19 protein-coding genes are annotated in these 22,155 nt (G+C 54.0%); 13 read left to right on the forward strand and 6 right to left on the reverse strand.

All coding sequences use genetic code 11. From position 1 onward, the window contains the following. Positions 1 to 264 precede the first annotated feature (264 nt). The 4 genes from VAE55_RS05080 to VAE55_RS05095 all read right to left on the reverse strand — a co-directional run bounded on the left by VAE55_RS05080 (position 265) and on the right by VAE55_RS05095 (position 3,875). Positions 265 to 1,113 (reverse strand): tetratricopeptide repeat protein, encoded by an 849-nt coding sequence (locus tag VAE55_RS05080; protein ID WP_322814721.1) that lies wholly within the window; start codon positions 1,111 to 1,113, stop codon positions 265 to 267. After that, positions 1,091 to 2,491 carry a tRNA (N6-isopentenyl adenosine(37)-C2)-methylthiotransferase MiaB gene (miaB, locus tag VAE55_RS05085; protein ID WP_322814722.1) on the reverse strand — a complete coding sequence of 467 codons (1,401 nt, stop codon included), beginning with the start codon at positions 2,489 to 2,491 and terminating at the stop codon, positions 1,091 to 1,093. Before miaB ends, VAE55_RS05080 begins: the two co-directional genes overlap by 23 nt. A gap of 7 nt (positions 2,492 to 2,498) precedes the next feature. After that, positions 2,499 to 3,119, reverse strand: coding sequence for a hypothetical protein (locus VAE55_RS05090; protein ID WP_322814723.1), 621 nt, complete (start codon positions 3,117 to 3,119; stop codon positions 2,499 to 2,501). A 432-nt stretch (positions 3,120 to 3,551) separates the two neighbouring features. Next, positions 3,552 to 3,875 carry a DUF4342 domain-containing protein gene (locus VAE55_RS05095; protein ID WP_322814724.1) on the reverse strand — a complete coding sequence of 108 codons (324 nt, stop codon included), beginning with the start codon at positions 3,873 to 3,875 and terminating at the stop codon, positions 3,552 to 3,554. A 365-nt stretch (positions 3,876 to 4,240) separates the two neighbouring features. On the opposite strand from VAE55_RS05095, the gene VAE55_RS05100 reads away from it, so the two are divergent. From VAE55_RS05100 to holA, 3 genes are read left to right on the forward strand one after another with little or no spacing between them, the layout of a single operon-like run. Next, a complete protein-coding gene (locus tag VAE55_RS05100; protein WP_322814725.1) occupies positions 4,241 to 5,704 on the forward strand; it encodes a PPC domain-containing protein in 1,464 nt (487 codons plus the stop codon). A gap of 22 nt (positions 5,705 to 5,726) precedes the next feature. Next, a complete protein-coding gene (locus VAE55_RS05105; RefSeq protein WP_322814726.1) occupies positions 5,727 to 6,875 on the forward strand; it encodes a hypothetical protein in 1,149 nt (382 codons plus the stop codon). Beyond that, positions 6,847 to 7,818 (forward strand): DNA polymerase III subunit delta, encoded by a 972-nt coding sequence (gene holA, locus VAE55_RS05110; RefSeq protein ID WP_322814727.1) that lies wholly within the window; start codon positions 6,847 to 6,849, stop codon positions 7,816 to 7,818. Before VAE55_RS05105 ends, holA begins: the two co-directional genes overlap by 29 nt. A gap of 117 nt (positions 7,819 to 7,935) precedes the next feature. On the opposite strand, the gene rpsT is transcribed toward holA, so the two are convergent. Further along, positions 7,936 to 8,220, reverse strand: coding sequence for a 30S ribosomal protein S20 (gene rpsT, locus VAE55_RS05115; protein ID WP_322814728.1), 285 nt, complete (start codon positions 8,218 to 8,220; stop codon positions 7,936 to 7,938). A gap of 101 nt (positions 8,221 to 8,321) precedes the next feature. Between rpsT and murJ the strand changes: the two genes are divergently transcribed. Both murJ and VAE55_RS05125 read left to right on the forward strand, forming a co-directional pair. Next, a complete protein-coding gene (gene murJ / locus VAE55_RS05120; RefSeq protein WP_322814729.1) occupies positions 8,322 to 9,887 on the forward strand; it encodes a murein biosynthesis integral membrane protein MurJ in 1,566 nt (521 codons plus the stop codon). 467 nt (positions 9,888 to 10,354) lie between these two features. Further along, positions 10,355 to 10,564, forward strand: a complete 210-nt coding sequence (locus tag VAE55_RS05125; RefSeq protein ID WP_322814730.1) for a hypothetical protein — start codon at positions 10,355 to 10,357, stop codon at positions 10,562 to 10,564. A 175-nt stretch (positions 10,565 to 10,739) separates the two neighbouring features. On the opposite strand, the gene VAE55_RS05130 is transcribed toward VAE55_RS05125, so the two are convergent. Beyond that, positions 10,740 to 12,224 (reverse strand): phytoene desaturase, encoded by a 1,485-nt coding sequence (locus VAE55_RS05130; protein ID WP_322814731.1) that lies wholly within the window; start codon positions 12,222 to 12,224, stop codon positions 10,740 to 10,742. 642 nt (positions 12,225 to 12,866) lie between these two features. Between VAE55_RS05130 and VAE55_RS05135 the strand changes: the two genes are divergently transcribed. The 8 genes from VAE55_RS05135 (at position 12,867) to VAE55_RS05170 (ending at position 21,306) form a co-directional block, all read left to right on the forward strand. Continuing rightward, positions 12,867 to 13,508, forward strand: coding sequence for an SCO family protein (locus VAE55_RS05135; protein ID WP_322814732.1), 642 nt, complete (start codon positions 12,867 to 12,869; stop codon positions 13,506 to 13,508). A 174-nt stretch (positions 13,509 to 13,682) separates the two neighbouring features. Continuing rightward, positions 13,683 to 14,171: a cytochrome c oxidase subunit II gene (locus tag VAE55_RS05140; RefSeq protein ID WP_322814733.1), complete on the forward strand. Its 489-nt coding sequence runs from the start codon at positions 13,683 to 13,685 to the stop codon at positions 14,169 to 14,171. A 39-nt stretch (positions 14,172 to 14,210) separates the two neighbouring features. Further along, the gene (locus VAE55_RS05145) at positions 14,211 to 15,890 is read left to right on the forward strand and encodes a b(o/a)3-type cytochrome-c oxidase subunit 1 (protein ID WP_322814734.1); all 1,680 of its coding nucleotides are present in this window, start codon (positions 14,211 to 14,213) and stop codon (positions 15,888 to 15,890) included. Positions 15,891 to 17,069: 1,179 nt separating this feature from the next. Further along, positions 17,070 to 17,885 carry a heme ABC transporter ATP-binding protein gene (locus VAE55_RS05150; RefSeq protein ID WP_322814735.1) on the forward strand — a complete coding sequence of 272 codons (816 nt, stop codon included), beginning with the start codon at positions 17,070 to 17,072 and terminating at the stop codon, positions 17,883 to 17,885. Continuing rightward, complete coding sequence (locus VAE55_RS05155) at positions 17,866 to 18,948, forward strand: hemin ABC transporter substrate-binding protein (RefSeq protein ID WP_322814736.1); 1,083 nt, start codon at positions 17,866 to 17,868, stop codon at positions 18,946 to 18,948. Before VAE55_RS05150 ends, VAE55_RS05155 begins: the two co-directional genes overlap by 20 nt. Further along, the gene (locus VAE55_RS05160) at positions 18,945 to 20,009 is read left to right on the forward strand and encodes an iron ABC transporter permease (protein ID WP_322814737.1); all 1,065 of its coding nucleotides are present in this window, start codon (positions 18,945 to 18,947) and stop codon (positions 20,007 to 20,009) included. The genes VAE55_RS05155 and VAE55_RS05160 overlap by 4 nt, the downstream gene beginning before the upstream one ends. A gap of 16 nt (positions 20,010 to 20,025) precedes the next feature. Then, on the forward strand, positions 20,026 to 20,388 hold the full coding sequence (locus VAE55_RS05165) for an antibiotic biosynthesis monooxygenase (protein ID WP_322814738.1): 363 nt from the start codon (positions 20,026 to 20,028) through the stop codon (positions 20,386 to 20,388). Between the two features lie 222 nt (positions 20,389 to 20,610). Then, positions 20,611 to 21,306 carry a metal-dependent transcriptional regulator gene (locus VAE55_RS05170; protein WP_322814739.1) on the forward strand — a complete coding sequence of 232 codons (696 nt, stop codon included), beginning with the start codon at positions 20,611 to 20,613 and terminating at the stop codon, positions 21,304 to 21,306. Positions 21,307 to 22,155 lie beyond the last annotated feature (849 nt).

Raw genomic sequence — 22,155 nt, forward strand, 5'->3', positions numbered from 1 at the left:
CCCGCGGCGGAGCCGCGCCCCTATGTGCCGTCCAAAGAAGGCGTCCGAGTGGTTTGACTTTTGGGGAGCATTACAGCTGCGGCAGCCACGCTGCCGCACTCCACTTTATGAGATGCGTTATGAGATACGTTCTCATATCAAATGTTGCCCCTACTGACTCGCGGATGGCACATCTCAGCCCGAGACTCATCTCGCACAAAAAACACAGGGCGATATGTCTATCGCCCTGTGTTTGTGCAGATATATAAGTTTCAGACGAACATCCTACTCTTCGATACTGTCGTCATCATCGCCAATGTCTTGATCGATTTCATCAAGACCAATCTCTTCCTCATCATCACTACTGACAAAGTCATCATCGAACGTTTCTGGCTCTTCAACCAATTCCTCTTCGTCGAGCACATCTTCGTAGTCGTCGAAGCGCAACGAGGAGAGGATTGTGGCACCCTCACCCAGCTTACCAGGAAATGAAACCCGACCGCGCTGACTCGGATCCTGGTACACCTCACGAATCAGAATCCGAACGTTGCGGGAGTCTGATTGCACCACGGCTGCCAGATAACGATTACCACCGTTGATCAGTTCAACGAGGCGATGGCTCAGCTTCGGCTCGATGCGTCCGATCAGGTTGCCATCGAGATCAACGACATACACCATCTTGCCTTCAACCCGCAATTCGATCTTCTCACCGGTGATCAGCGCATCGACCGCAGGGCCGCGTTGCACATCAACCAACGAAGTCAGTGCAGTACGTCCGGTCTCGGTAATAAACATGCGCATATCCACTTGCTGGCGGGTTGAGCGGGTGATAGGCGTCTCGGTGATGCCACGGGCCAGCAATGCTTCAAGGCGCGCCACATTCTTGCGCGCAATGGGATTGGCTGCATTCAGACGCAACGCATTCTGGTAGGCGCGGTGACTATCGGCGTACTTGCCCAGCTCGAAGAGCGCTTTTCCGAGCCGATTGTAGGTCTCAACATCCTCACCTACCCGCAACAATTGTTGGTTCAAATCAGCCGCCTCTTGCCAGCGGTTAAGGGCAGCCAGTTCAATGGCTTTTTCTTGCAAGCGGCGGCGAATGCGCATCTTTTCATCCTGCTTTGACAAGGCCATTCTCCTTGGATTGAGCATTAACAGAACTATCTAACTGCGGCACTCCCTGCAACGACCACGGGCTGGTAGCGGTAATCTTTACCGGCACCAACTGACCGGTTAGATCGGCAGGATGACTGAAGAAGACCAGTCGATTGCCAGGAGTACGACCACGCCATTTCCCTTTGCTTTCACCCTCAACCAATACCTCTACCGTTTGGCCGAGGAAGCGAGCCATGCGTTCAGTAGCAATTTGCTCTTGCAACTGTTCGAGTCGGCGGCGGCGTTCTTCTTTCACGGCTGGTGGTACAGCGAGAGCCGGATCTTGCTCCTGTTCGGCAGACCGTGTACCAGGACGGGCAGAGAAGGCCGCGATATGGACTTTATCAAAACCGATTTCAGCACACAGATCCATTGTCTGACGGAAATCGTCCTCAGTTTCGCCGGGATGACCAACGATAATGTCGGTCGTCAGTGAAATGTCAGGAATTGCGGTGCGGATTTTGGCAATCAGCGTCCTGTAGCGAGCAACCGTATAGCCACGACGCATCAGCTTGAGGACCCGGTCAGAACCAGCTTGTACCGGTAGATTAATCTCTGGCTGACAACGCGGCAAACGGGCAACCGTCTCGATCAGACGGTCAGTCATCCAGGCCGGATGTGAAGTCAGGAAGCGCAAGCGCAGCAAACCCGGCGTGGAATCAACAGCCTCAAGCAAGTCAGCCAGTTCAGGGCGACCGGGTAGATCATGCCCCCAGGAGTCGACAATCTGACCAAGGAGCGTAATCTCTTTCGCGCCACGAGCGACAATACGGCGTACCTCTTCGACAATCTCGGCGAGTGGTCGCGAGCGTTCACGACCCCGGCGCAGCGGAATCACGCAGTAGGAGCAGGTCATATTGCAACCGTACTGAATGGGGACATGCACCGATACCGGCGGATGGCTCCAGTCACGCACAGGCAAGGCCGGCTCGTCAAGAGTGTAGATGGGGTTCGGCGCCAGGGCTACTACCTCATCGACAGCCGAAGGTGAAACAAAGTGATCAACCATCGGTAATTGATCGGCGAAGATGGAGCGATTATTGGGGCCAACCATACAACCCCAGAGTACAATCCGGGTATCGGGGTGCTGCCGCTTAACCCGGACCAATTCACCGAGCTTACCAAGGATACGCTCTTCGGCTGAAGCGCGCACACTGCACGAATTCAGCACAATAAAGCTGGCATCTTCAGGACGGGTTGCCGGGCTATAGCCTACACCCTGCAGCGCAGCTTCAAGCCGTTCAGAGTCTGAGATATTCATCTGGCACCCAACAGTCCAGACGTAATAGCGCCGCTCGCGCGGCGTCTGATCACGATCTGGACGGGGGCGCTGGTCGAAAAAGATCACGTCCTGCATGGAACCCTTACCAAACGATGACGGGTAAGCCACACTCGACGCTTTGGCGAGCTGCCTCGCGGAGCGACTCAAGGCAGCGGAAAGCGTCGGAACGTGGTGACACACCAGCCTTGATCAATTGTGGAGCCAGCTCCGACAATTCACGCAACAACTGAACCGACGAGCCGAAGAAGGCCTGGTCTTCCTCGCCATTGTCATCTTCAAACGGCAGATAAACAGGATCGGTAAAATCAACCGGCAGATAATAGCTATTGATGCCTTGCAAGTTGATTAGATGACGATACCGGCTAGGTACCAGCTCATCCCAGACATCAGTTACAGCACGGTCGAGATCTTCCTCAAGCACCGGGCCGTCGGCGATAATTGGTGCCAGATCGTTGCCACGTTCGAGGTGGGCAGCCATGCGAGCCAATTGATAGAGTGCCCCCATCGTTTCAATTGACCCTTCCCAGACCTCGACACCGGGCTGGCTGAGCAGATCAATATCAATTCCAAGCTCGCGCAGTTGATCCTGTACAGCGGCCACACTCTCGTATTGTTCTTCGTATTCGGCGCGATCTTCATCTGGTTGCACCATAATCAGGGACGCAACTGCCAGATCGAGTTCGGCAGGAGCATGAGTTGACATACAAGTTCTCCTCACTGAGCGCAAAACGCCTTATAGAGTATACCATATTTGGGCAATGTTGTGCTTATCAGTTAAAGAAGGGAAGAGAGTAATGGCATATCATAGACCTACAGAGGTTTTTAAGTATTGAGGTGGTCTTTCAACCTACCGACTTCCACGTAGTATGGTGAAGATGTAACGCACCGGTTTCAGGTAAAAATGGGGGGATGAATCCACACCGATAGGTAAGCCTGTGGGCATCGCTGAATTGAAGCAGGGTTACAAGCCGGCGGTTTAGGTCTGGAATGAGAGTATGAACGTCTCAGGGAAGCTGTCAGTTGGGAATAGACGATGGGAAGGAAACATATGTGTGGAAGCTATGCTGCTTCCACACGCTGTACCAGGTAGCAAGTATAAGGATTATTCAGCAGTGTACTCTGTTCGAGATAGCTGCTAATAGCGTTCAAACACCGGTTCGATCACATCGATAGCGCGATCAAACTCCTCATTAGTTATCGATTCACCAACCTGTCGCCCTAAACCTCCACTCCGCATCACTTCCAGTAAGACATAGGATAGTTCATCGGCAATCGCTTTTACCGCTAACAGCACCGGTCGCGTTGTCAAGTCGGAGCGCATAGAGGAAACATCTATACTGATAAGTGAATCGCCCTGATCGTGCCGTACTACCACCTGCTGTACATCTGGTTCATCAAGCAGCTCTTGCACGCGAGCAAGCAAGCGCCAGCCATGAACGACTTCGGTTGTCATATCCATGGTTTCCCTCCTGCGCCGTGCTGGCGCCTTGAAGAAGATACACTCCCCTACCGTACAGCATATCGCTACAGGCAGGTTTGCCAAGAGAGAAGATAGTTACGTGAGGTATAGATATTTTAATTATTAATATTTGATATTTTTATCATATTGCCAAGGACTAAAAAGAGCCTGAGCAATTTACCCTGGAGAGATAACAGTGTAAGAAGAGAAAGAGCACGCCTCTCTGCCGGCGTATTCCTTTCGAGAGAGGATGAACGAGAGGTGAGTGGTCGCGAATCTAACAAAAGGTTTGACACCTATGCTAGCTTCCTTGTATAATGTTATCGGATTCGTTGCCTTGTATGCAGTAAGAGCTGGCAAGTAGCATGAATATCTCATCACGCACGCGGAACGTTCTGGTCGCTGCATGGACGACCTTATTGATATTGCTTCTTGCCCGTCCCCAAATTCCGGTTACTGCCGCGCCGTTTGCACAGGTAATTGATTTTTCCTGGACCCCAACCTCTGTTTCAACCAGTGGACAACCCGGACAAATATCGCTTGTCGTTAATGCATCGCTGCAAAACCGTGGAGCGGCAGATAGTTTTGGTGTTTCTGCCACTATGCCGTCAGGTTGGCCAGCGCTGACTATCGCGCCTGGTCAGCCAATTAACATTCCATCCAATGCTACGCAGGGTTTTACCTTCTTTTTTGACATTCCGGCTTCTGCTGCCCCTGGAACCTACACGATTGATGTATTTGCATTTCGTACCAGCACACCAAGCGTAACTTCTCTCTTCCGTATCATTGTTCAGGTTGCGCAAGCAACGCCAACGGCAACAGCCACTCCCTTGCCGCCAACTGTAACTCCGGCCTTTATCTGCAGTGATGGCTTCGAGCCAGATAACAATCCGGCGCAGGCTAAGCGCATCGATGTCCAGATTCCACAAGAACACGTGATCTGTCCGACCGGTGATGAGGACTGGCTTTACTTCGGTGGGGTAGGTGGTAAGGTTTACACGATTGATGTCCCAGTGATGCGGCCGGGTATTGACCTTTCATTAGAATTACTCGATAGCCAGTTGAACCGGGTGGCATTTAACGATGACTTCTACAATCGCGATCCGGCTAATCCTAACCCCGGTGATACGCGGCCACGGATTACGGTTCGTATTCCGGCCGATGGTATTTATTACATCAAAGTACGTGATACGGCCGGCAGAGGTGGTATCGATTATTCATACGTGATTGTATTGTTGGACGAGAGTAGTGGCCCGACCCCGGCAACTGCTGAGTCAGTTTGTCTTGATATCTTTGAACCAGACGGCTTACCTGAGCAAGCACGCCTGATTACGTCTAACGAAGTTCAGGAAAATCGACGCCTGTGCCCGACCGGTGATGCTGATTGGGTGACGTTCTTTGCCAAGGCCGGGAAGCGTTATGTGATTTACACCGATACCCGGCGCTATCGAGGATCAAACACCATTAATAATGATACCCAGGCCGGTGCGGATACGTTGCTGGTGCTGGCTGACCGTGATGGGGTTAGTATTCTTGACATCAACGATGATGTGCCGGGTGGGAATACGCTTGACTCACAGATTGAGTTTACCCCTAGCGTTGATGGTTTCTATTTTGTACAAGTGAAAAATGTTGGTGACATCGGCAATCAGTTCATCAGGTATGATCTGGTCTTGTTACTCTGTTTGCCTGGTCAAACTGATTGTCGGCGGCCAGCGTCGCCACTACCCGGCCAGCCGGGCAATCCTGTGGTGCCACCGGCGACATCAACGCCGATTAAAGCGCCGTGGATAACTGATCCAATAAATACGCCAACACCAACACCATAGCCTTAGAAGTAGTAGAAAAGCAATGCCGGTTCGGATAATAGACAGCGCCGGCTTACTGGCTGAGTTGAATGAACAAATTGGTCCGCGTAGAGCAACGTCGGCGGCAGAAGCGATAGCAGCAGCCCAAATAAATGCCCGCCTGCGACAGGCGGGCTTTAGCGTTGATACGCGATCCTTACCGGCAACTGATCGTCCGGGAAGTCGATTTGTACCGGTAGCACTATTTCTGGCGATAATTACCATGCTGGCCGGTTGGTACCCATTGATTGGACTGATCCTTGGGCCATGGCTGATGGTCCTATTGCTGGTTGATGCTTTGTACATGCCACTTCCTGTCTGGCAACGACGGCACACCAGCCAAAATATTATCGCAGCACGACCGGTTGCAGACTTAACCGCCCAGACCCCTCGCCGGCCACGGCACAGATTGATCATCCTGGCTCCGCTTGATACACCTCCAGCCTGGCGTGGTATGACGGTCTTGATTGCGCCGACGTATGAAGGTTTACTTGCCCGTTTGAGTGTAAGTTGTTTGTCAATTCTGGTAGCCGTTGGTACAACCATATGGCTGGAGTGGCGTTGGGTATTGATCATTGGGGGGTTAGGGGGAGCATTTGGCTTTTGGTGGGCGTGCTGGCGTCAGCCACCATTGTCCCAGCCTGATGGTGGCCTGGCGGCACTGGCAGCACTGGTACTGGCCGGTCAACAACTACCCGCGTTGCAGCACGTTGAGGTGTGGGCCGTCGCTGTAGGTGCGGCATACTATGATCGCAATGGGATAAAGATGTTGCTCGAACGCTATCCGTTTGATCCGGTGGATACGTCGGTTATTGGATTGGGGCCACTTGCCGGCGGTCAGCTTGCGGTGATTAGTCGGAGCGGTATCTTTCGTCAGATCGGTGCCGATCCGCCCCTTTTCCAGTTAGCAATGATCGCTGATCGCAACGACCCAGGCATTGATCTCGAACCGCGGCCGCTGTCAAGTGATGATGATCTGCTGTCACCATTTTGGAAGCGTGGATTTCGCACCCTGAGTATTCAAGCCATACCTCAGCGCGCTTCAGTCCTCGATCCATCATTAGCCGACCGGGCTGCCCGAGTTGTGGTGGCAATTGCTCAGGCCCTTGATACAGAGAATAACCATGATTTATCTGTTTTACGGACCCAATGAACTGGCGCGCAGCGAGGCGGTGGCTGAGTTGCGGGCCGGTTTGCCGGCAGAGGTCGCTGACCTCAACATTAGTGTGCTTGATGGGCGGAAGCTGACTATCGAGCAACTGGTTGCGACATGTGAGGCACACCCGTTTCTTGCCGAGCGACGACTGGTGATCGTCTACGATGCGTTGAAGCATAGTAAGGCAGGGAAGGGGCGCGAAGAATTACGTAGTTATTGCGAGCGTGTGCCGGCAACCTGTGATCTGGTGTTTGTGGAGCAAGAAGAAGTTGATCGCCGACATCTGCTTTTTACATACCTCTGCAAGCATGGTGCCGTTCGTGAATTCCCGTTGCTCCAGGGAGCCGCGTTACTCCGCTGGATTGAGCAGCGGGCGAAGATGCTGCACGCGACGATTGAACCTGCCGCCGCCCAACGTCTGGTCGAACTGGCAGGGAATGATAGCCGGTTACTGGCGAACGAGCTGACCAAACTGGCCAGTTATGTGGGGCGCAATGGGAAGATCGATCTGCGGGCTGTAGATCGCCTGGTTACTGATCAACAAGAGCAAAATCTGTTTGCCTTTCTCGATGAATTAAGTTCGCGACGGTTAGGGCCGGCCTTACGCGGCGCACGAGCACTGATTGAAGATGGCCAGGCACCGCCCTACGTGCTCTTTATGCTGGCTCGTCAGATCAGAATTCTCTTGCAGGTCAGGCAACTGCTCAGTCAACGGCGTCGCGCTGATGAGATTGCAGCCGAGCTGAACCTGAAACCATTCGTGGCGCGAAAGGCAACTGAACAGGCGCGTAACTTCAGTCTTCCCGAATTGATACACGCCCATGATCGTCTGCTCGAACTTGATCACGCGATCAAGACCGGACGTATCCAGGCCGAAACAGCACTTGAACTATTCGTTGTGGAAGTGTGTCAGATGCCGCAAGAGGTGGGAAAGCGTTAGCAGCTCCCAGCACAGACACTACAGAGCAGTTACGGGAAAAAATACGGTTATACATGTAAAGGGTAGAAAGAAAAAAGGGCAACACTGTGTTATGGAAAGTGTTGCCCTTACCCAAACCTACGTAGCAGAACCAGCCTGGGCAGCCAGTGCAACCTTCTTTGCCTTCTGGGCCAACCGCGATTTACGGCGAGCAGCATTGTTCTTGTGAATAATGCCCTTGACTGCCGCCTTGTCGAGCGTGCTGTAAGCCATACGCAGAGCGGCTTCATCAACAACGCCATTCGCGAGTGCCAGCTCGGCCTTCTTGATCATCGTCTTTACCCGCGAGCGGTACGACTGATTGCGCAGATGCTTGCGCGCATCGCTCCGAATTCGCTTTTTTGCCGATTTCGTGTTCGCCAAGGTCAAACTCCTCGGATATAATTGGCACGTTATATGACACGTTAAGCGGCGAGCAAGCGCTCGCCGCGCTAGTTCTGAAGTATAGCATAGGAACGCCGACCGTGCAACTGAGTACCGTCCTCCACCGTCTGAGCGCTCAGCGTAACAGTCTGATCGTCATGGGTGGTTTTATCTTGAGCCGGATAACCGGGCTGATACGTGACATCGTGGCTTCATACTATTTTGGTACTTCGGCTGAGATGGCTGCCTACGGTGCTGCTATCAGCACGGTTGATCTGCTCTACCTGGTGATTATCGGTGGGGCGCTGGGGAGTAGTTTTATTCCGGTGTTTATTGAATTGTGGGAACGGGAACATCCGGCACGAGCATGGGAGCTGACCGGAGCGGTTGTGACCTGGGCCTTGATTATTCTCGGCGTTGCCAGTGCCATCCTGTTCCTGGCCGCGCCGTGGCTGGTGCCACTGCTGTATGGGGGAGAGGGGTTTTCGTCGGCGACGCTTGATCTGATTGTAGCACTTACCCGGCTCTTCCTGCTCTCGCCATTGCTGTTAGGTTTGGGTGGTCTGGCAATGGCTGCGCTGAACGCACGGGATCGCTTCACCATGCCTGCGTTAGCACCAAGTATTTACAACCTCGGTATTACCGCCGGCGCATTATGCGCACCATGGTTGGGCATTTGGGGCATGGCATGGGGGGTTGTCATTGGTGCGTTGGGGTATTTGTGCATTCAGATACCGGCGCTACGCGATCTAGGGATGCACCTGCGACCGCACCTTGGCCGTCACTTGCCAGAGCTAGGGAGAGTCGCCCGTGCAATGGGACCGCGCGTTATTGGTCAGGCAGCAGCCCACCTGAGTATTGTGGCAACGCTTGCACTGGCAGCCCGTTTGCCTGATGGTGATGCCAAACTGGCCGGTTTGCGTTGGGCGTATCAATTAATGTTGCTGCCGTATGGCGTGTTTGCGTTAAGCCTGAGCACAGTTGCCTTCCCCCGTTTGGCCCGGCTGGTCGCAGAGGGGCAATTGCCGGAATTGATGGACGATGTGCGGGCTACACTGGGACGGATTCTCTGGTTGACTCTGCCGGCAACTGCCGCTCTGATCACGCTTGGTCCAGCCCTTGCCCGTGCGCTGTTTGAACGTGGGGCGTTTGATGCAGTGTCTCTGCAATATACCGCAGCCGCGTTGAGTGGCTATGCGTTTGCTTTGCCGGCGTTTGCCGCTTCAGAGATTATGATCCGCACCTTTTATGCGATGCAACGTACCTGGCCGCCCGTGTTGATTGGACTGATGCAGGTAGCAATCAATATCACGCTGGGGATGGTATTGCTGGCGCGAGGTGGGGATATTGGTAGTCTGGCTATTGCCTTCAGTATGGCGAATTCAATTGAGGCGCTGTTGCTCGCGATGATGCTGAGACGACATCTGCCGGGTATCTGGCATGCGCCAGATCTGTGGAAGTGGATGACTTCTTCCCTCATTACCAGTGTTGTTGTCGGCCTGGGCTGGTGGTATATGCGAGAGCTGATACCCGGTGCGACGCCTTTTTCTGCGTATCGCTGGCCCGACGATCTTCCTGGTTTGCTTGTCGGGCTGATAGGATTGGGTGGAGGTGGGGCGGCTCTGTACGTGTTGTTCGAGGGTATAAGACGACGGTTCGCCAGGTGAGTGCGCGAACTGAAAGCCGATAGTGCTCTGGATGGGATGAACACCACAGAGGCACAGAGGGCACAGGGAGGTGAAGAGGGGTAACTATAGAAGTTATCTTATTGATCGTGACGAATACATATAGAACCTATTTCAAAAACATCTACGAGAAGGCATCTTATTCATTGCCGCTCGATTCCATGTTCGTGACGAGCACACCCGGCCTCCGCGTGACCAGCCGGGTCAACGGCGTTGCACGCGCCAGATCGTGTGTACGGCTGGCGCGGCAGCATGGCTGCCGCACTCCAAATGACGCCACACGCGGATGATGAGCGAGCAAGGCAACCAATCTAGCGCGTGATGGCACCGGAGATGGTTATGAGAGCGCGACAGTACAACTTTTTATGAAATAAGTTCTAGCATCCCCGTGACCAGCGGGGTGAACGGTGTGACACGCGCCGGATCGTGAGCACGGCTGCTGCGGCAGCATGGCTGCCGCACTCCAAACGCTGCGACACGCGCATGACGAGCGGGCAAGACAACCAATCCGACGAGTGATTGACCTGGAGATGGTCGTCAGCCCGCCTCGTTTCTGTACCGGCAGATTGGAAGCAGGATATACTGTCCTTAGTGATTGGCAAGCGTTCATGAGCCTGGGTGATGGTCGGGTAGCACGACGGTACAGCTTGATGAAGTAAGTTCTGATGTCCCTCTCTCCTCCTGCTTCCTCACGCCTGTTCCTGGCTTACGAGATTGGCGACAATTGCATCTGATGCGATCACGTCGGGTAAGCCGGTGCCTGGAATGAACACCACAGAGGCACCGAGGGCACAGGGAGGAGAGGAACGGTACTGGCCCTCTCCTCCTGCTTCCTCACGCCTGTTCCTGGCTTACGAGATTGGCGACAATTGCACCTGATGCGATCACGCCGGGTAAGCCGGCACCCGGATGGGTACCGGCACCAACCAGGTAGAGGTTGTCAATATCCTCCGAGCGGTTGTGCGGGCGGAACCAGGCCGACTGCGTCAAAATGGGTTGAATCGAAAAGCCGGCGCCCAGATAGCTGTTGAGTGCATCGCGATAATAGCGCGGATCGACCATGTGCTCGACCACGATATGCCGGCGTAATCCTGGCATGTAATGCTCTTCGAGGAAGGTCAAAATCGCCTCGCGCAGGCGTGGCCCGGCGACAGACCAGTTAATCGGCGCTGCCAGATTGGGTACCGGCGTGAGGACGTAGAGCGCTTCGTGGCCGGGAGGCGCCATTGTTGGATCGTTGTGCGAGGGTCGGTGCAGATAGAGCGAGAAATCATCGGCCAGTCGCTTGCGGTTAAAGATATCGTCGAGGAGACCTTTGTAGCGCTCGCTGAAGATGATGTTGTGCTGCACCAGCCGGCCATCGTCGTAGCGACGGTTAATGCCCAGGTAGATCACAGCCAGCGACATACTGTAACGTAACCGACGGAGACGTCGGTCGGTTTGCACTTTGCGGTAACGCGGTGGGATGAGGTTCATATATGTCTGTGGCACATCGGCATTCGAGACCACTATGTCGGCAGGGAACAACCGGCCATCTTGCGTGCGCACCGCCTGGGCACGCCGCCCATTGATCACAATCTCAACGGCTTTGGCATTCAGCTCAAGCTGACCTCCAAGTTCGGTAAAGAGTTGAACCATCGCCTTCACAATCGAGCCGGTTCCGCCGCGAGCGTGGTACACTCCCCAACGCCGTTCGAGATAATGCACCATCGCGTAGATAGAGGTCGCATCGAAGGGATTACCGCCAATAAACAACGGATGGAACGAAAAGCAACGGCGGAGAAAATCATCCTGAAAAAACTGCGAGACGAATTGATAGACACTCTGGTACGATTTGAGGCGGATCAGATCGGGGGCTACACGCAGCATGTCGCCAAAGTGGAGAAACGGTTTATCAATAAGACTGAATCCTTTCTCGAAGATCGGGCGTGTACTGGCGATGAAGTGCCGGTAACCCTCAACATCGGCCGGATTCCATTGACGGATTTGTTCGAGCAATGCCTCTTCATCTTCCCCGTACTCCAGATAGTGGCCCTCGTGGTTGAAAAGGCGATAGTAGGGACGGCAAGGCGCCAGCGTGAAGTAATCTTCCCGTCGTTTGCCGGCAAGCTGCCATAGCTCATCGAACATGAAGGGGGCGGTGATCACCGTTGGGCCACTATCGAACGTATAACCTTTGGTTTGATAGACATAGGCCCGCCCCCCGGGACGGTCGCGCTGTTCGAGAATCGTAACCAGGTGCCCCTGCGCTGCCAGGCGAATTGCTGCACTCAGGCCACCAAATCCACTACCAATCACGACAATCTTTTTCTGCCCCATACAGCAAGTACCTCTGGAAAGCTTGATGGCGTGCCGGAACGCCAGACGAAGACCGGCCATGCCGATTGTAAAGAGAGATGTGCAGGTGTGTAGAAAGAATTTATTGCCGTGAAGTGAAAGGATAACAACCGGATGGGGTATGCAGGCTCCACCGTAGTTATAACGGCCTGAACTATCGTCAACGGATAGAGATCGCTCTGTGGCAGGTTATCGATAAACCACAGTGTCACAGAGGTCACAGAGGTATTATTGCATCCTCTGTGGCCTCTGTGCTGCCAGGGTGATATGAGACTTACAGAGAAGTGATACCCAACCATACAAAGGTAAGGTTAGGTGTGAAGCGAAAGTGCTCAGGTGAAGGAGTTACTGGGGATGGCAGCACGTTGCCGTTATCGCACGTAAGGCGTCGTGTGCTTCAGATCGAAAACCCCGGCATAACAATTTGGTGTAGCGACGTTCTATGCACGAGACGAATTATTCGTATATCGTGGTTGAATTCACGGTGAATACAAGAGCAAACAGTTGTAAGACTACAACTGCTTGTTATAGCCGCTTTACTCTGCTGTACGCAATAGACCTGTATACTCGGCTTGCGAGAGCGTATAGCTAGACGGATTCAGCATGCGCCTGGGAATAGCGTTGATGTCAACATTATTGGCCGGACTGTTGGCAACACTCATCTGGTTCGTAGTTGCCCGCCCGGTTAAAGTACTGCCACGCGGTGAACCGTTTCCGCCCTTTGCCCTTACCGATCAACGGGGCACGCGCTTGCTCGACAGTGATCTACGAGGGCGGATGGTCTTTGTCAGTCTTATGCACCATCGTTGTGGTGACGAATGTGCCGAGCAGATAAGGCGTTTACTTGAATTGCGACAGGTGCTGCAGAGCAGTGGGCGATTGGGGAGCGAGGTTCTCTTTCTTACGATCACGCTCGATCCTGCTCACGATACACCGGCCGACCTTGCGGCACTGGCGGGCGAGCTGGGGGTAGATCCGCAAACCTGGAGGTTTGTGACCGGCGATCCACGGGAAATAAAACTGATCGTCGGTGGTGGACTTGGGGTGTATTACACCGAACCTGACGAACATGGCAAGTTGTACGCTGAGCGACGAACGTTTCTCATTGATCCCAGCGGGATGATCCGCACCTCGTACCCGGCTGAAGGGCCACCTCTGGCTACCGCGTTGCGCGACATTGATCTCATCGCCCGTGAGATGGGCAGCCAGGGAGCCATGCGGCTTGTGTATGAAGCGTCTCATCTATTTGTGTGTTATCCGGAGTAAAAACGAGGAGGACAGAATGGCAGAGTATCGCCGCCCGTCGGACGACGAGCACGACGACGATCATGAACCGCCACGTGGTGCTCTCATGATCACGCTCGGATTCTTGCTCGCACTGAGCATCCTGTGGATGCAAGTCTATCTGACTCTGTTGAACAATGGAGGGATACCAGCGTCATGAAAGACAAGAAATTTATCAGCTATCTCTTTGAGGTGGCCTGGATTCTTCCCAGTGTCGCGATACCGGTCTCGATGATGGTCGCCATTCTGGTAACCGCTTTTGCGGTAGGTGTGCGCGTTCCTACGAATGCTGGGAGAGTCAGTGTCAGTGCAGTAGCAGCCAGTGCTGATGCCACCTTCAGCCAGACTGGTCTCCGCGAGATTGCCCCTGGGCGCTATGAGGCAATCATGCTGGCGCAGACCTTCATGTTTACGCCGAATACGATTGAGATCCCTGCCGGTTCAAAAGTCACCTTTATTCTGACCAGCAAAGATGTGATCCATGGCTTCAAAATCGAGGGTGCACCGGTCAACGTAATGGTTATTCCCGGCCAGGTTTCGCGCGTAACGGCAACGTTCGATAAACCTGGTGAATATCTGATTGTGTGTCACGAGTATTGTGGGGCCGGCCATCACGTCATGTTCGGTAAGGTCATTGTGAACTGAGCGATGTAGCGCTCGGCTAGAATGCAAGGAGAGAATTGCATGGCCAGTATCGCAGCACGTGCTCGCCCGTTGGCAATCAGCGCCGATTTGAGCGTTGAGCGTAGGCTTGCCGGGATCAACATCTTCATCGCCTTTGCCGCTCTGGCAGTAGGCGGGTTAATGGGTGTGTTACAAATCCTGCGCTACAACGGGCTTGATCTCTATACACCAATCAAACCTGTCTTGTCTGGCGGCTACTACCAGGGTCTAACAGTTCATGGGGTCTTGAACGTTCTCGTGTTTACCACCTTCTACATCATCGGCTTTTTGACCTACATCTTTGCTAAAGCACTCAATCGCCCTCTCGCCAACAGCCGGCTGGCGTGGGCCACCCTCTGGGTCATGGTTACCGGTCTGGTGCTGGCAGCCATCCCATTGCTCACCAACAACGCAACCGTGATGTTTACCTTCTATCCACCGCTGAAAGCCGATGCACTCTTCTACATTGGGTTGACGCTGGTGGTGGCCGGTACCTGGTTGTTGCTGGTGAACATGATTCTCACCCGGAACGCATGGCTGGCCGATAACCCCGGTCAACGCACACCACTGCCGGCATTTATGGCGATTGTGACCATGCTGATGTGGACGATTTCAACTATCGGTGTCGCCAGTGAGATGATCTTCCTGGTGATTCCGTGGTCGCTGGGCCTGGTTGGTGGTACCGATCCGGTGCTGGCACGCACCCTCTTCTGGTTCACCGGTCACCCGATTGTCTACTTCTGGTTGTTGCCGGCGTACATTTCGTGGTACACGCTGGTGCCTGAGCAGGCGGGTGGCAAGCTATTCAGCGATCCAATGGCCCGTGTTTCATTCATTCTCTTCCTCATTCTGTCAATTCCCATCGGTATGCACCATCAAGTGACCGATCCGGGTATCTCGGAGATTTGGAAACTGGTGCATGCCATCTTTACCTTCGGCGTCTTCTTCCCCAGCCTGCTCACCTTCTTCAACGTTGTCGCTTCACTGGAATATGCGGGACGGCGTAACGGCGGAGCAGGCTGGCTGGCCTGGATTTTCAACCTGCCGTGGGGTAAACCCGAGATTTCGGCCCAGATTGTGGCGATGATGCTCTTTGCCTTCGGTGGCATTGGTGGGTTGGTCAATGCCTCGTACAACATCAACCTGGTCGTCCACAATACCTCGTGGATTTCCGGTCACTTCCATCTGACCGTCGGCACAGCAGTGGCGCTCAGCTTTATGGGGATTACGTACTGGCTGGTACCGCACCTGACGGGACGTGCCCTGTGGAGTAAGAGTCTGGGTGTGGCGCAGGCGTGGCTCTGGTTCGTGGGTATGGGGCTCTTCTCGCACTTCATGCACGAGCTGGGGCTGCGTGGCATGCCACGCCGTACTGACATCGGCGGTGCACCGTATGTGCAAGACGAATGGCGCTTCTTCCTCTTCTTTGCCATGATCGGCGGTCTGATCATGTTTGTCAGCGCCATCTTCTACTACCTCAATATGATAATGACGCTGACGCGAGGAAAGAAGCTGGCCGAAGTTCCTGATATTACCTTTGCACGTGCCCTCTCCGGCCCGGAAGATGCGCCCAAAATTCTCGACCGGTTGCTGGTGTGGGTGACGGTTGCGGCTGTGTTGATCTTGATCAACTATCTGCCGACGATTATTGACATCCTTAATACGGCAACCTTCGACATACCAGGACGGCGTGTCTGGTAAAGAGCGTCGGCTCAGCGGCGAGACAAGGGGCAGGCAAACGCCTGCCTCTTTTTCTTGTCCGAACGATTTCCATAGTTAGCAGTCACCTCATGAACCATTGATAAACCAGATGATCGTGAATAGAACGCATGTCGTCACCGTCATAGCAAATCTTGACTGTGCATCATTCAGATTGTCCTGGCCATGTGCTGGTGGGAGCAAGCACTACCGGTGAACTGCTAGAAGGCAGCACGGGCGCCTGAACCGGTTTACGGGCAGTTGCGTGTAGCAGCAGCGCTGGCGTAATGGATGGCGAGTGGGTGACGATAGTGCTGCTTTCAGCAATGCCCTGCGACACATCCCTACCCTCACCCGCCCCCCGCTAAAGTTCAAGGGTGGACAGAACACGCGAGCGCGTTTGAGAGATAGAGCTTGCCGACACCCTGAATGCCCTCGCCTCCGATCTTTCGCCCGTAGCGTAGAATAAGGGGAGAGTAGAAGTCTGCATTGGGCTTTCTGATGCGGTAGACGTTGTGTTATATCAAATCTGGTGTAATATAAGGTCATAGCGTGATCGATGGTCAGGCTGATAACCTGCCCCACCAGGGTAACGTACCGGTAACGGTAAGTGCTGCGCCCCGCGCTCGCAGGTGTGCGCGGTGGATGCAGAAGCGTGGATTCCGTACACCAAACTGTTCGCCACAGACAACCCGGTCTGAAGAGCGTATCCACGCGAGCACGTCATACCACTGTATGAAAGGCGGAAACGTCGTTCGCCGGACCTGTGGCCGTCACCGGCGTGATGGTGCGCTCACGAGCGAACTTCTAGGAAACCAGATTTGATACTCATATTTTTGTCCGCCCCTGAACCCGCTGAACTACCAGTACCGGATGACGCCCGCGTTCGTACGCCGGTTCGGGATGGGGCGATACCCCACCGGAAGAAGGTATGGTGCCCGGTTTCAGGTAGCGGGTGAGCCGAAGGCTTGTGTTCCCAGGGGTTGCGCAGTGCTGACCCCGTGTCATGACTGCTAGCTACCAGATTTGATATACGCGGTCTGCGCGTTGCTATCAATGACAGCATCGCCAGAGCACTACCTTGCAAGCGTTTAGTTTTTACAGTTTTTAGTTGACAAACTAGTTAAATTAGAGTATTCTAATATCGTCACTTAGCACATACCTAGACGATAGTTACTGCCTATGACACTCCTGGTTGCACAAGATATTGGCTATCACGTTAACGGACGTTGGCTGGTGCAGTCGGTATCGCTGGCCCTGTCGGTTGGTGAGGTTGTTGCTCTGGTTGGCCCGAATGGTGCCGGCAAAAGCACGCTCTTGAGTTTGCTGGCCGGCGATTTGCTCCCTACCAGCGGTGAAATCTGGCTTGAAGGAGAGCCACTTCATCGACTATCGGCGCTAGCACAGGCGCAACGGCGCGCCGTGTTGCGCCAGCAAATTGTGGTGACTTTCCCTTTTACTGCGCTAGAAGTGGCGCTTATGGGTCGGGCGCCGCATTTACGTGGTTATGCGGAAAGCGATCATGATCGGGCCATCGCCCGGGAAGCTTTAGTGCAAACAGAAACAGCGTCGTTTGCTGCACGCCCCTTACCGACGCTTTCCGGAGGCGAACAGGCACGGGTTCAGATGGCGCGGGTGCTGGCCCAAACCACGCCAATTCTGCTGCTCGATGAACCGACTGCGGCGCTCGATTTGCGCCATCAGCATCGAGTGCTACACCTCGCCCGTCGTGCAGCCGATCAGGGTGGCGCCGCTCTGATTGTTTTGCACGACGTGAATTTGGCTGCACTCTACGCCAATCGCATCGGAGTGATGCATCAAGGTTCGCTATGTGCACTTGGAACGCCATGGGATGTCCTTCGTGCTGAGTTGCTAAGCGATGTCTACGGTGTACCGGTTACGGTGCAACCACATCCGCGAGCGGCGACACCGCTTGTTCTAAGTTTACCAGAAGATATGATAGGGAGTAGATATACCTATGTGGCTGAAGCTCATTAAGTCGCTAACCCTTGCTCTTGTACTGTCCTTGCTGAGTGCTTGTGGTGCCGGATCAACGGCAACAGTACCGACGGCAGTACCTGAACCGACGGCGATACCAACCGCAATTCCTGCGCCGACTGCCGCTGCTGCACCGACTGCCGCTCCTGCGCCAACGACAGCGCCGGTCGCTGAACCTGCACCGACCAGTGCTGTGCTTACGCCTATTTTACCGGCAACGGTAACCAATTATCAGGGTGAGACGGTAGTTGTTGAGTCCATTGACCGGATTGTCAGCCTTACCGGCGATATTACCGAGATTATCTTCGCGTTGGGAATGGGTGATTATGTTGTTGGTGTCGACTCCAGTGCAACTTACCCTGCCGAGAAGACCAAAGCTCTGCCTAACATTGGCTATCAACGGCGCCTGAATGCCGAGGGTATTCTAGCGTTGAACCCAACGCTGGTGATTGGTGATGAGGCTGCCGGCCCACCGGAGGTGCTGGCACAGATTCGTTCTGCGGGTGTTCCGGTAGCATTGGTGGCCGATCCGCCGACGATGGATTCACCGATGCAGAAGATTCTCTTTGTGGCCCGCGCCCTTGGTATTCCTGAACGGGGGTATGAGCTGGCAGGCCAGGTGGAGGCTGAGATTGCGCGTGTCCGGGCTGATGCTGCGACGCTACCCCGACCACCTCGTGTATTGTTCCTCTACCTGCGAGGAACTGATGTTCAGCAGGTAGCAGGTGCCAATACTGCAATTGATGCTATGATTACCGCAGCCGGTGGTGTCAATGCGGCAACTGAGGCCGGAATCGTAAACTACGCGCCGTTGAGCGCAGAGGTTGTGATCGCTACGCAGCCTGATGTTATTCTGGTCCTCACCAAAGGTCTGGAGTCTGTTGGTGGCGTTGATGGTCTCTTGCAAATTCCCGGTCTTGCCGACACCCCAGCCGGTCAACAGCGTCGAGTGATAGACTTTGACGATCTCTACCTGTTGGGTATGGGGCCACGCACTGGTCAGGCATTGGCCGATCTGGTGGCAGCATTCAAGGATTCCGTAGCCCAAACGGGGGGATCATGAGCGCTACTTCTGTTGCTCCTGACCATCGCTTACGTTTTGCCAGACGGAGCTGGATTCTGCCGATGCTGGCAGTGGTTTTGGTAGTAGCATTCTTGTTAGGAGTCGGTATCGGTGCGGTGGCTGTGCCGCCTGATGTGGTAGTAGCCATTCTGTTCAGTAAGATCGGTGTTACAGTTGAAACAGCGGTTTCTCAACAACAGATGGCAGTGTTGTGGAATATTCGTCTGCCGCGAGTCGTACTCGGCGGGTTGGTCGGTGCAGCGCTGGCGGTGAGTGGAGCACTCTTGCAAGGGATTTTTCGTAATCCCCTGGCCGACCCTGGTTTGATCGGGGTGAGTAGCGGGGCAGCGTTGGGAGCTGTCTTCACCATCATTAGTGGTTTGGCAGTATTTGGTATCTACACCTTGCCGGTTGCTGCATTCCTAGCCGGTGCTGCAACGACACTGCTCGTTTACCGACTGTCGCGCCGGCATGGTCGAACCGATATAGCTATGCTTTTACTGGTTGGTCTGGCTCTTAATGCATTGGCCGGGGCAACAACCGGTCTGCTAACCTACCTTGCCGATGATGCTCAATTGCGTTCGATTGTCTTTTGGACACTAGGTGGATTGGGGGGAGCGCTGTGGGAGACGGTTCTGGCTGCGGCTCCGCCAATCCTAATCGTGCTCGTGCTAGCGCCGAGGCTGGGATTTTATCTTAATCTCTTTGCTCTGGGTGAGATGGAAGCCCGGCATCTTGGTGTGAATGTTGAGTGGATTAAGCGGGCGGCGGTGTTGATGGCGGCGCTGGCAACCGGCGCAGCGGTCGCGCTGACCGGACCAATCGGATTTATCGGTCTGATAGTTCCCCATATGGTGCGTCTGACTATCGGTCCCGATCATCGCTGGCTCATTCCGGCCTGTGCCTTTGGTGGCGCAACCCTGTTGATCCTGGCCGATCTGCTGGCTCGTACACTGGCAGCACCGGCTGAGATTCCGGTAGGGCTTTTCACCTCATTTGCAGGTGGCCCATTCTTTCTGGCCCTGATCTTGCGTACACGCCGACACTATGGCTTCAATTGAGACGTAAGGAGACAGCATGATTACAACTGCAAATCGAATCTTTGTTCATCCCGACTATGCAGACGTGTTTGAAGAGACGTTCCGCAATCGTGCCCGTCTGGTGGATCGAATGCCCGGCTTTATCAGCAACCAGTTACTCCGTCCGGTCAATCCGGGTGATCCCTACATTGTGCTGACAACGTGGGAGAGCCGGGCACACTTTGAAGCGTGGGTGCGCTCAGAGGAATTTCGTCAGGGTCACGCTCGTTCCGGTACGTTGCCAAAAGAGGCATTCATTGCTCCAAATAAACTCGAATTGCACGAGATTATTCTCGATACAACTCGGCCTGATCTGGTGCCTGAGCCACGGGGGAAGCCGTTCAAAGTACATGGTGAGTGATGGCGCTTACGGTTTTGACAAAGATCGAACTGATCGGTATCTGGCATTGAGAGTGGGTAAACATCTCACGTATTGGAGAGGAAACACTGTTCATTGAAGTAGATCGGCGTCGTGAAACCACTTCTGGTACTATATGATGCCGATCTTCATTATATTGACATACTTTTTGTGAATGTTGTAACCCGACAGGGGGCTGCTTGCAATTCAACAGGAGCGTCATTCATGGTTACATCCCATATACCGCTCTTTTTCGTACAAGGAACTATGCGTCTTGCCGAACCTGAAGCCACCTGCCTGCTCGCTCTGGCCAATCTGTCTGAATACGACGATCCAGTCTTCGCTGACCAGTTAGTGCGTTGTTTACATATTGAGCCTGAGCGGCTGTTGCAGACATTGCAACAGCTATTTACGCGCCAGTTGGTTACGGCTTTAGAGCGAGGGAGACTGGCTTTAACCGCAAATGGTTATTTGCTGGCCCAGCACCTAATCGTCCGCCATCGATTGTTAGAGCGGTTTTTGTTGGATGTGGTTGGCGTACCGTGGATTTTTGTTCATCGTGAAGCTGCTCGGCTAGCGCCGGTTGTTTCGCCCCTGTTTCTAGAGCGTGTGGTTGACTTAACCCGCCATGTGACAGTTTGTCCGCATGGAAATCCGATTCATGGGCGTGGTGATCTGCTAACAACAGAGGTACGCTTACCGAATGCACCGATGGGGCAGCGTTGTCGTCTGACGCGTATTGCCGAGTGGATAGGCTATGAAACGCACCTGTTGCAGCGGTTGTGGAGTCATGAGCTTCTACCGGGACGTAGCTTTGTGCGTGTGCCCGATCCCTTCCAGCGCTATGTGATTGTAGTGGATCAGCAAGTGTTGGTGTTAGGGCCGCGGATTGCCAGTGCGTTATTAGTCGTTGTTGAATAGTTTTCACCGTCTCCTAGTAAAAAATGGAGATTGCAGGATCTCTGCTGAAGTCAACTATTGCGCGACCTGCTGCATAAGAACACAAGGAGATTTGTGTCATAAACCATTTAGCTACAGACGGAGCTGGTTAATATTTCCTCGCTTCAGACATTACCTCTTTGGTGTAGCGCAAAGAGCACTCGGTGACGTGTCACTTCCTCCCTGCGGGTTATACGGGTGAGCCAAAGAATGCCGTGACGCTGCATCCTGTTATCTGGAGACGTGATGATATACCCGTCTCTACACGCTATGTTCTCAATCGCTTGTTGGTCAAATGAAAAATGCCGGAAAGTGCCGAGTACTGTCATATCAAATCTTGACTGACACTGTGCATTAGCCAGGTTGGCATGCCTGTGCTGAATAACCACCGGGCATGTTACTGGCGAGTCATCGGTGGGTCGTTGCAGACGAGGTGACCGGTGCACGTGTAGTTGCATTCAGGGGATAGCGCTAGGGTGTTCATCGGATCGCGGGTCAGGCTTTCGCCGCTCTCAGCGGTGCTATGCTCATGCCCAACCATGACATGCATGCTCTTGGTAGGAGAGCGGCCCTGGTAACCGCTGGGTGAACTATCACCGGTGCATCCCACACACCAACCCTCCCTCATTCGGTTACCATGCTTCCCTTGTCATCTTTTCGCGCAACGTTTGCGCTCCTGACCCGGTGTATATATCAGAACACCGGGTCGAGCCAGGAGTGCATCGTGCTCTGCTCACGCTTCCTCCATACCGGTGCCCCCGGTGCGCAACCCTTCGCCAATCACCGGTCAGCATTCTAGATGACCGCTGTGGTACAATACCAATCCAGAGC

It is taken from the genome of Chloroflexus sp. (assembly GCF_034432675.1).
GTDB lineage: Bacteria > Chloroflexota > Chloroflexia > Chloroflexales > Chloroflexaceae > Chloroflexus.

Excerpts from the sequence above, each read along its gene's own strand:
- VAE55_RS05150 (WP_322814735.1), top strand. The coding sequence starts at position 17,070 with ATGACACTCCTGGTTGCACAAGATATTGGCTATCACGTTAACGGACGT.
- VAE55_RS05090 (WP_322814723.1), bottom strand. The coding sequence starts at position 3,119 with ATGTCAACTCATGCTCCTGCCGAACTCGATCTGGCAGTTGCGTCCCTG.
- VAE55_RS05130 (WP_322814731.1), bottom strand. The coding sequence starts at position 12,224 with ATGGGGCAGAAAAAGATTGTCGTGATTGGTAGTGGATTTGGTGGCCTG.
- VAE55_RS05100 (WP_322814725.1), top strand. The coding sequence starts at position 4,241 with ATGAATATCTCATCACGCACGCGGAACGTTCTGGTCGCTGCATGGACG.
- VAE55_RS05155 (WP_322814736.1), top strand. The coding sequence starts at position 17,866 with ATGTGGCTGAAGCTCATTAAGTCGCTAACCCTTGCTCTTGTACTGTCC.
- holA (WP_322814727.1), top strand. The coding sequence starts at position 6,847 with ATGATTTATCTGTTTTACGGACCCAATGAACTGGCGCGCAGCGAGGCG.
- VAE55_RS05165 (WP_322814738.1), top strand. The coding sequence starts at position 20,026 with ATGATTACAACTGCAAATCGAATCTTTGTTCATCCCGACTATGCAGAC.
- VAE55_RS05170 (WP_322814739.1), top strand. The coding sequence starts at position 20,611 with ATGGTTACATCCCATATACCGCTCTTTTTCGTACAAGGAACTATGCGT.
- VAE55_RS05160 (WP_322814737.1), top strand. The coding sequence starts at position 18,945 with ATGAGCGCTACTTCTGTTGCTCCTGACCATCGCTTACGTTTTGCCAGA.
- VAE55_RS05135 (WP_322814732.1), top strand. The coding sequence starts at position 12,867 with ATGTCAACATTATTGGCCGGACTGTTGGCAACACTCATCTGGTTCGTA.
- VAE55_RS05140 (WP_322814733.1), top strand. The coding sequence starts at position 13,683 with ATGAAAGACAAGAAATTTATCAGCTATCTCTTTGAGGTGGCCTGGATT.
- VAE55_RS05105 (WP_322814726.1), top strand. The coding sequence starts at position 5,727 with ATGCCGGTTCGGATAATAGACAGCGCCGGCTTACTGGCTGAGTTGAAT.
- miaB (WP_322814722.1), bottom strand. The coding sequence starts at position 2,491 with ATGCAGGACGTGATCTTTTTCGACCAGCGCCCCCGTCCAGATCGTGAT.
- VAE55_RS05125 (WP_322814730.1), top strand. The coding sequence starts at position 10,355 with ATGGCTGCCGCACTCCAAACGCTGCGACACGCGCATGACGAGCGGGCA.
- VAE55_RS05080 (WP_322814721.1), bottom strand. The coding sequence starts at position 1,113 with ATGGCCTTGTCAAAGCAGGATGAAAAGATGCGCATTCGCCGCCGCTTG.
- VAE55_RS05095 (WP_322814724.1), bottom strand. The coding sequence starts at position 3,875 with ATGGATATGACAACCGAAGTCGTTCATGGCTGGCGCTTGCTTGCTCGC.
- VAE55_RS05145 (WP_322814734.1), top strand. The coding sequence starts at position 14,211 with ATGGCCAGTATCGCAGCACGTGCTCGCCCGTTGGCAATCAGCGCCGAT.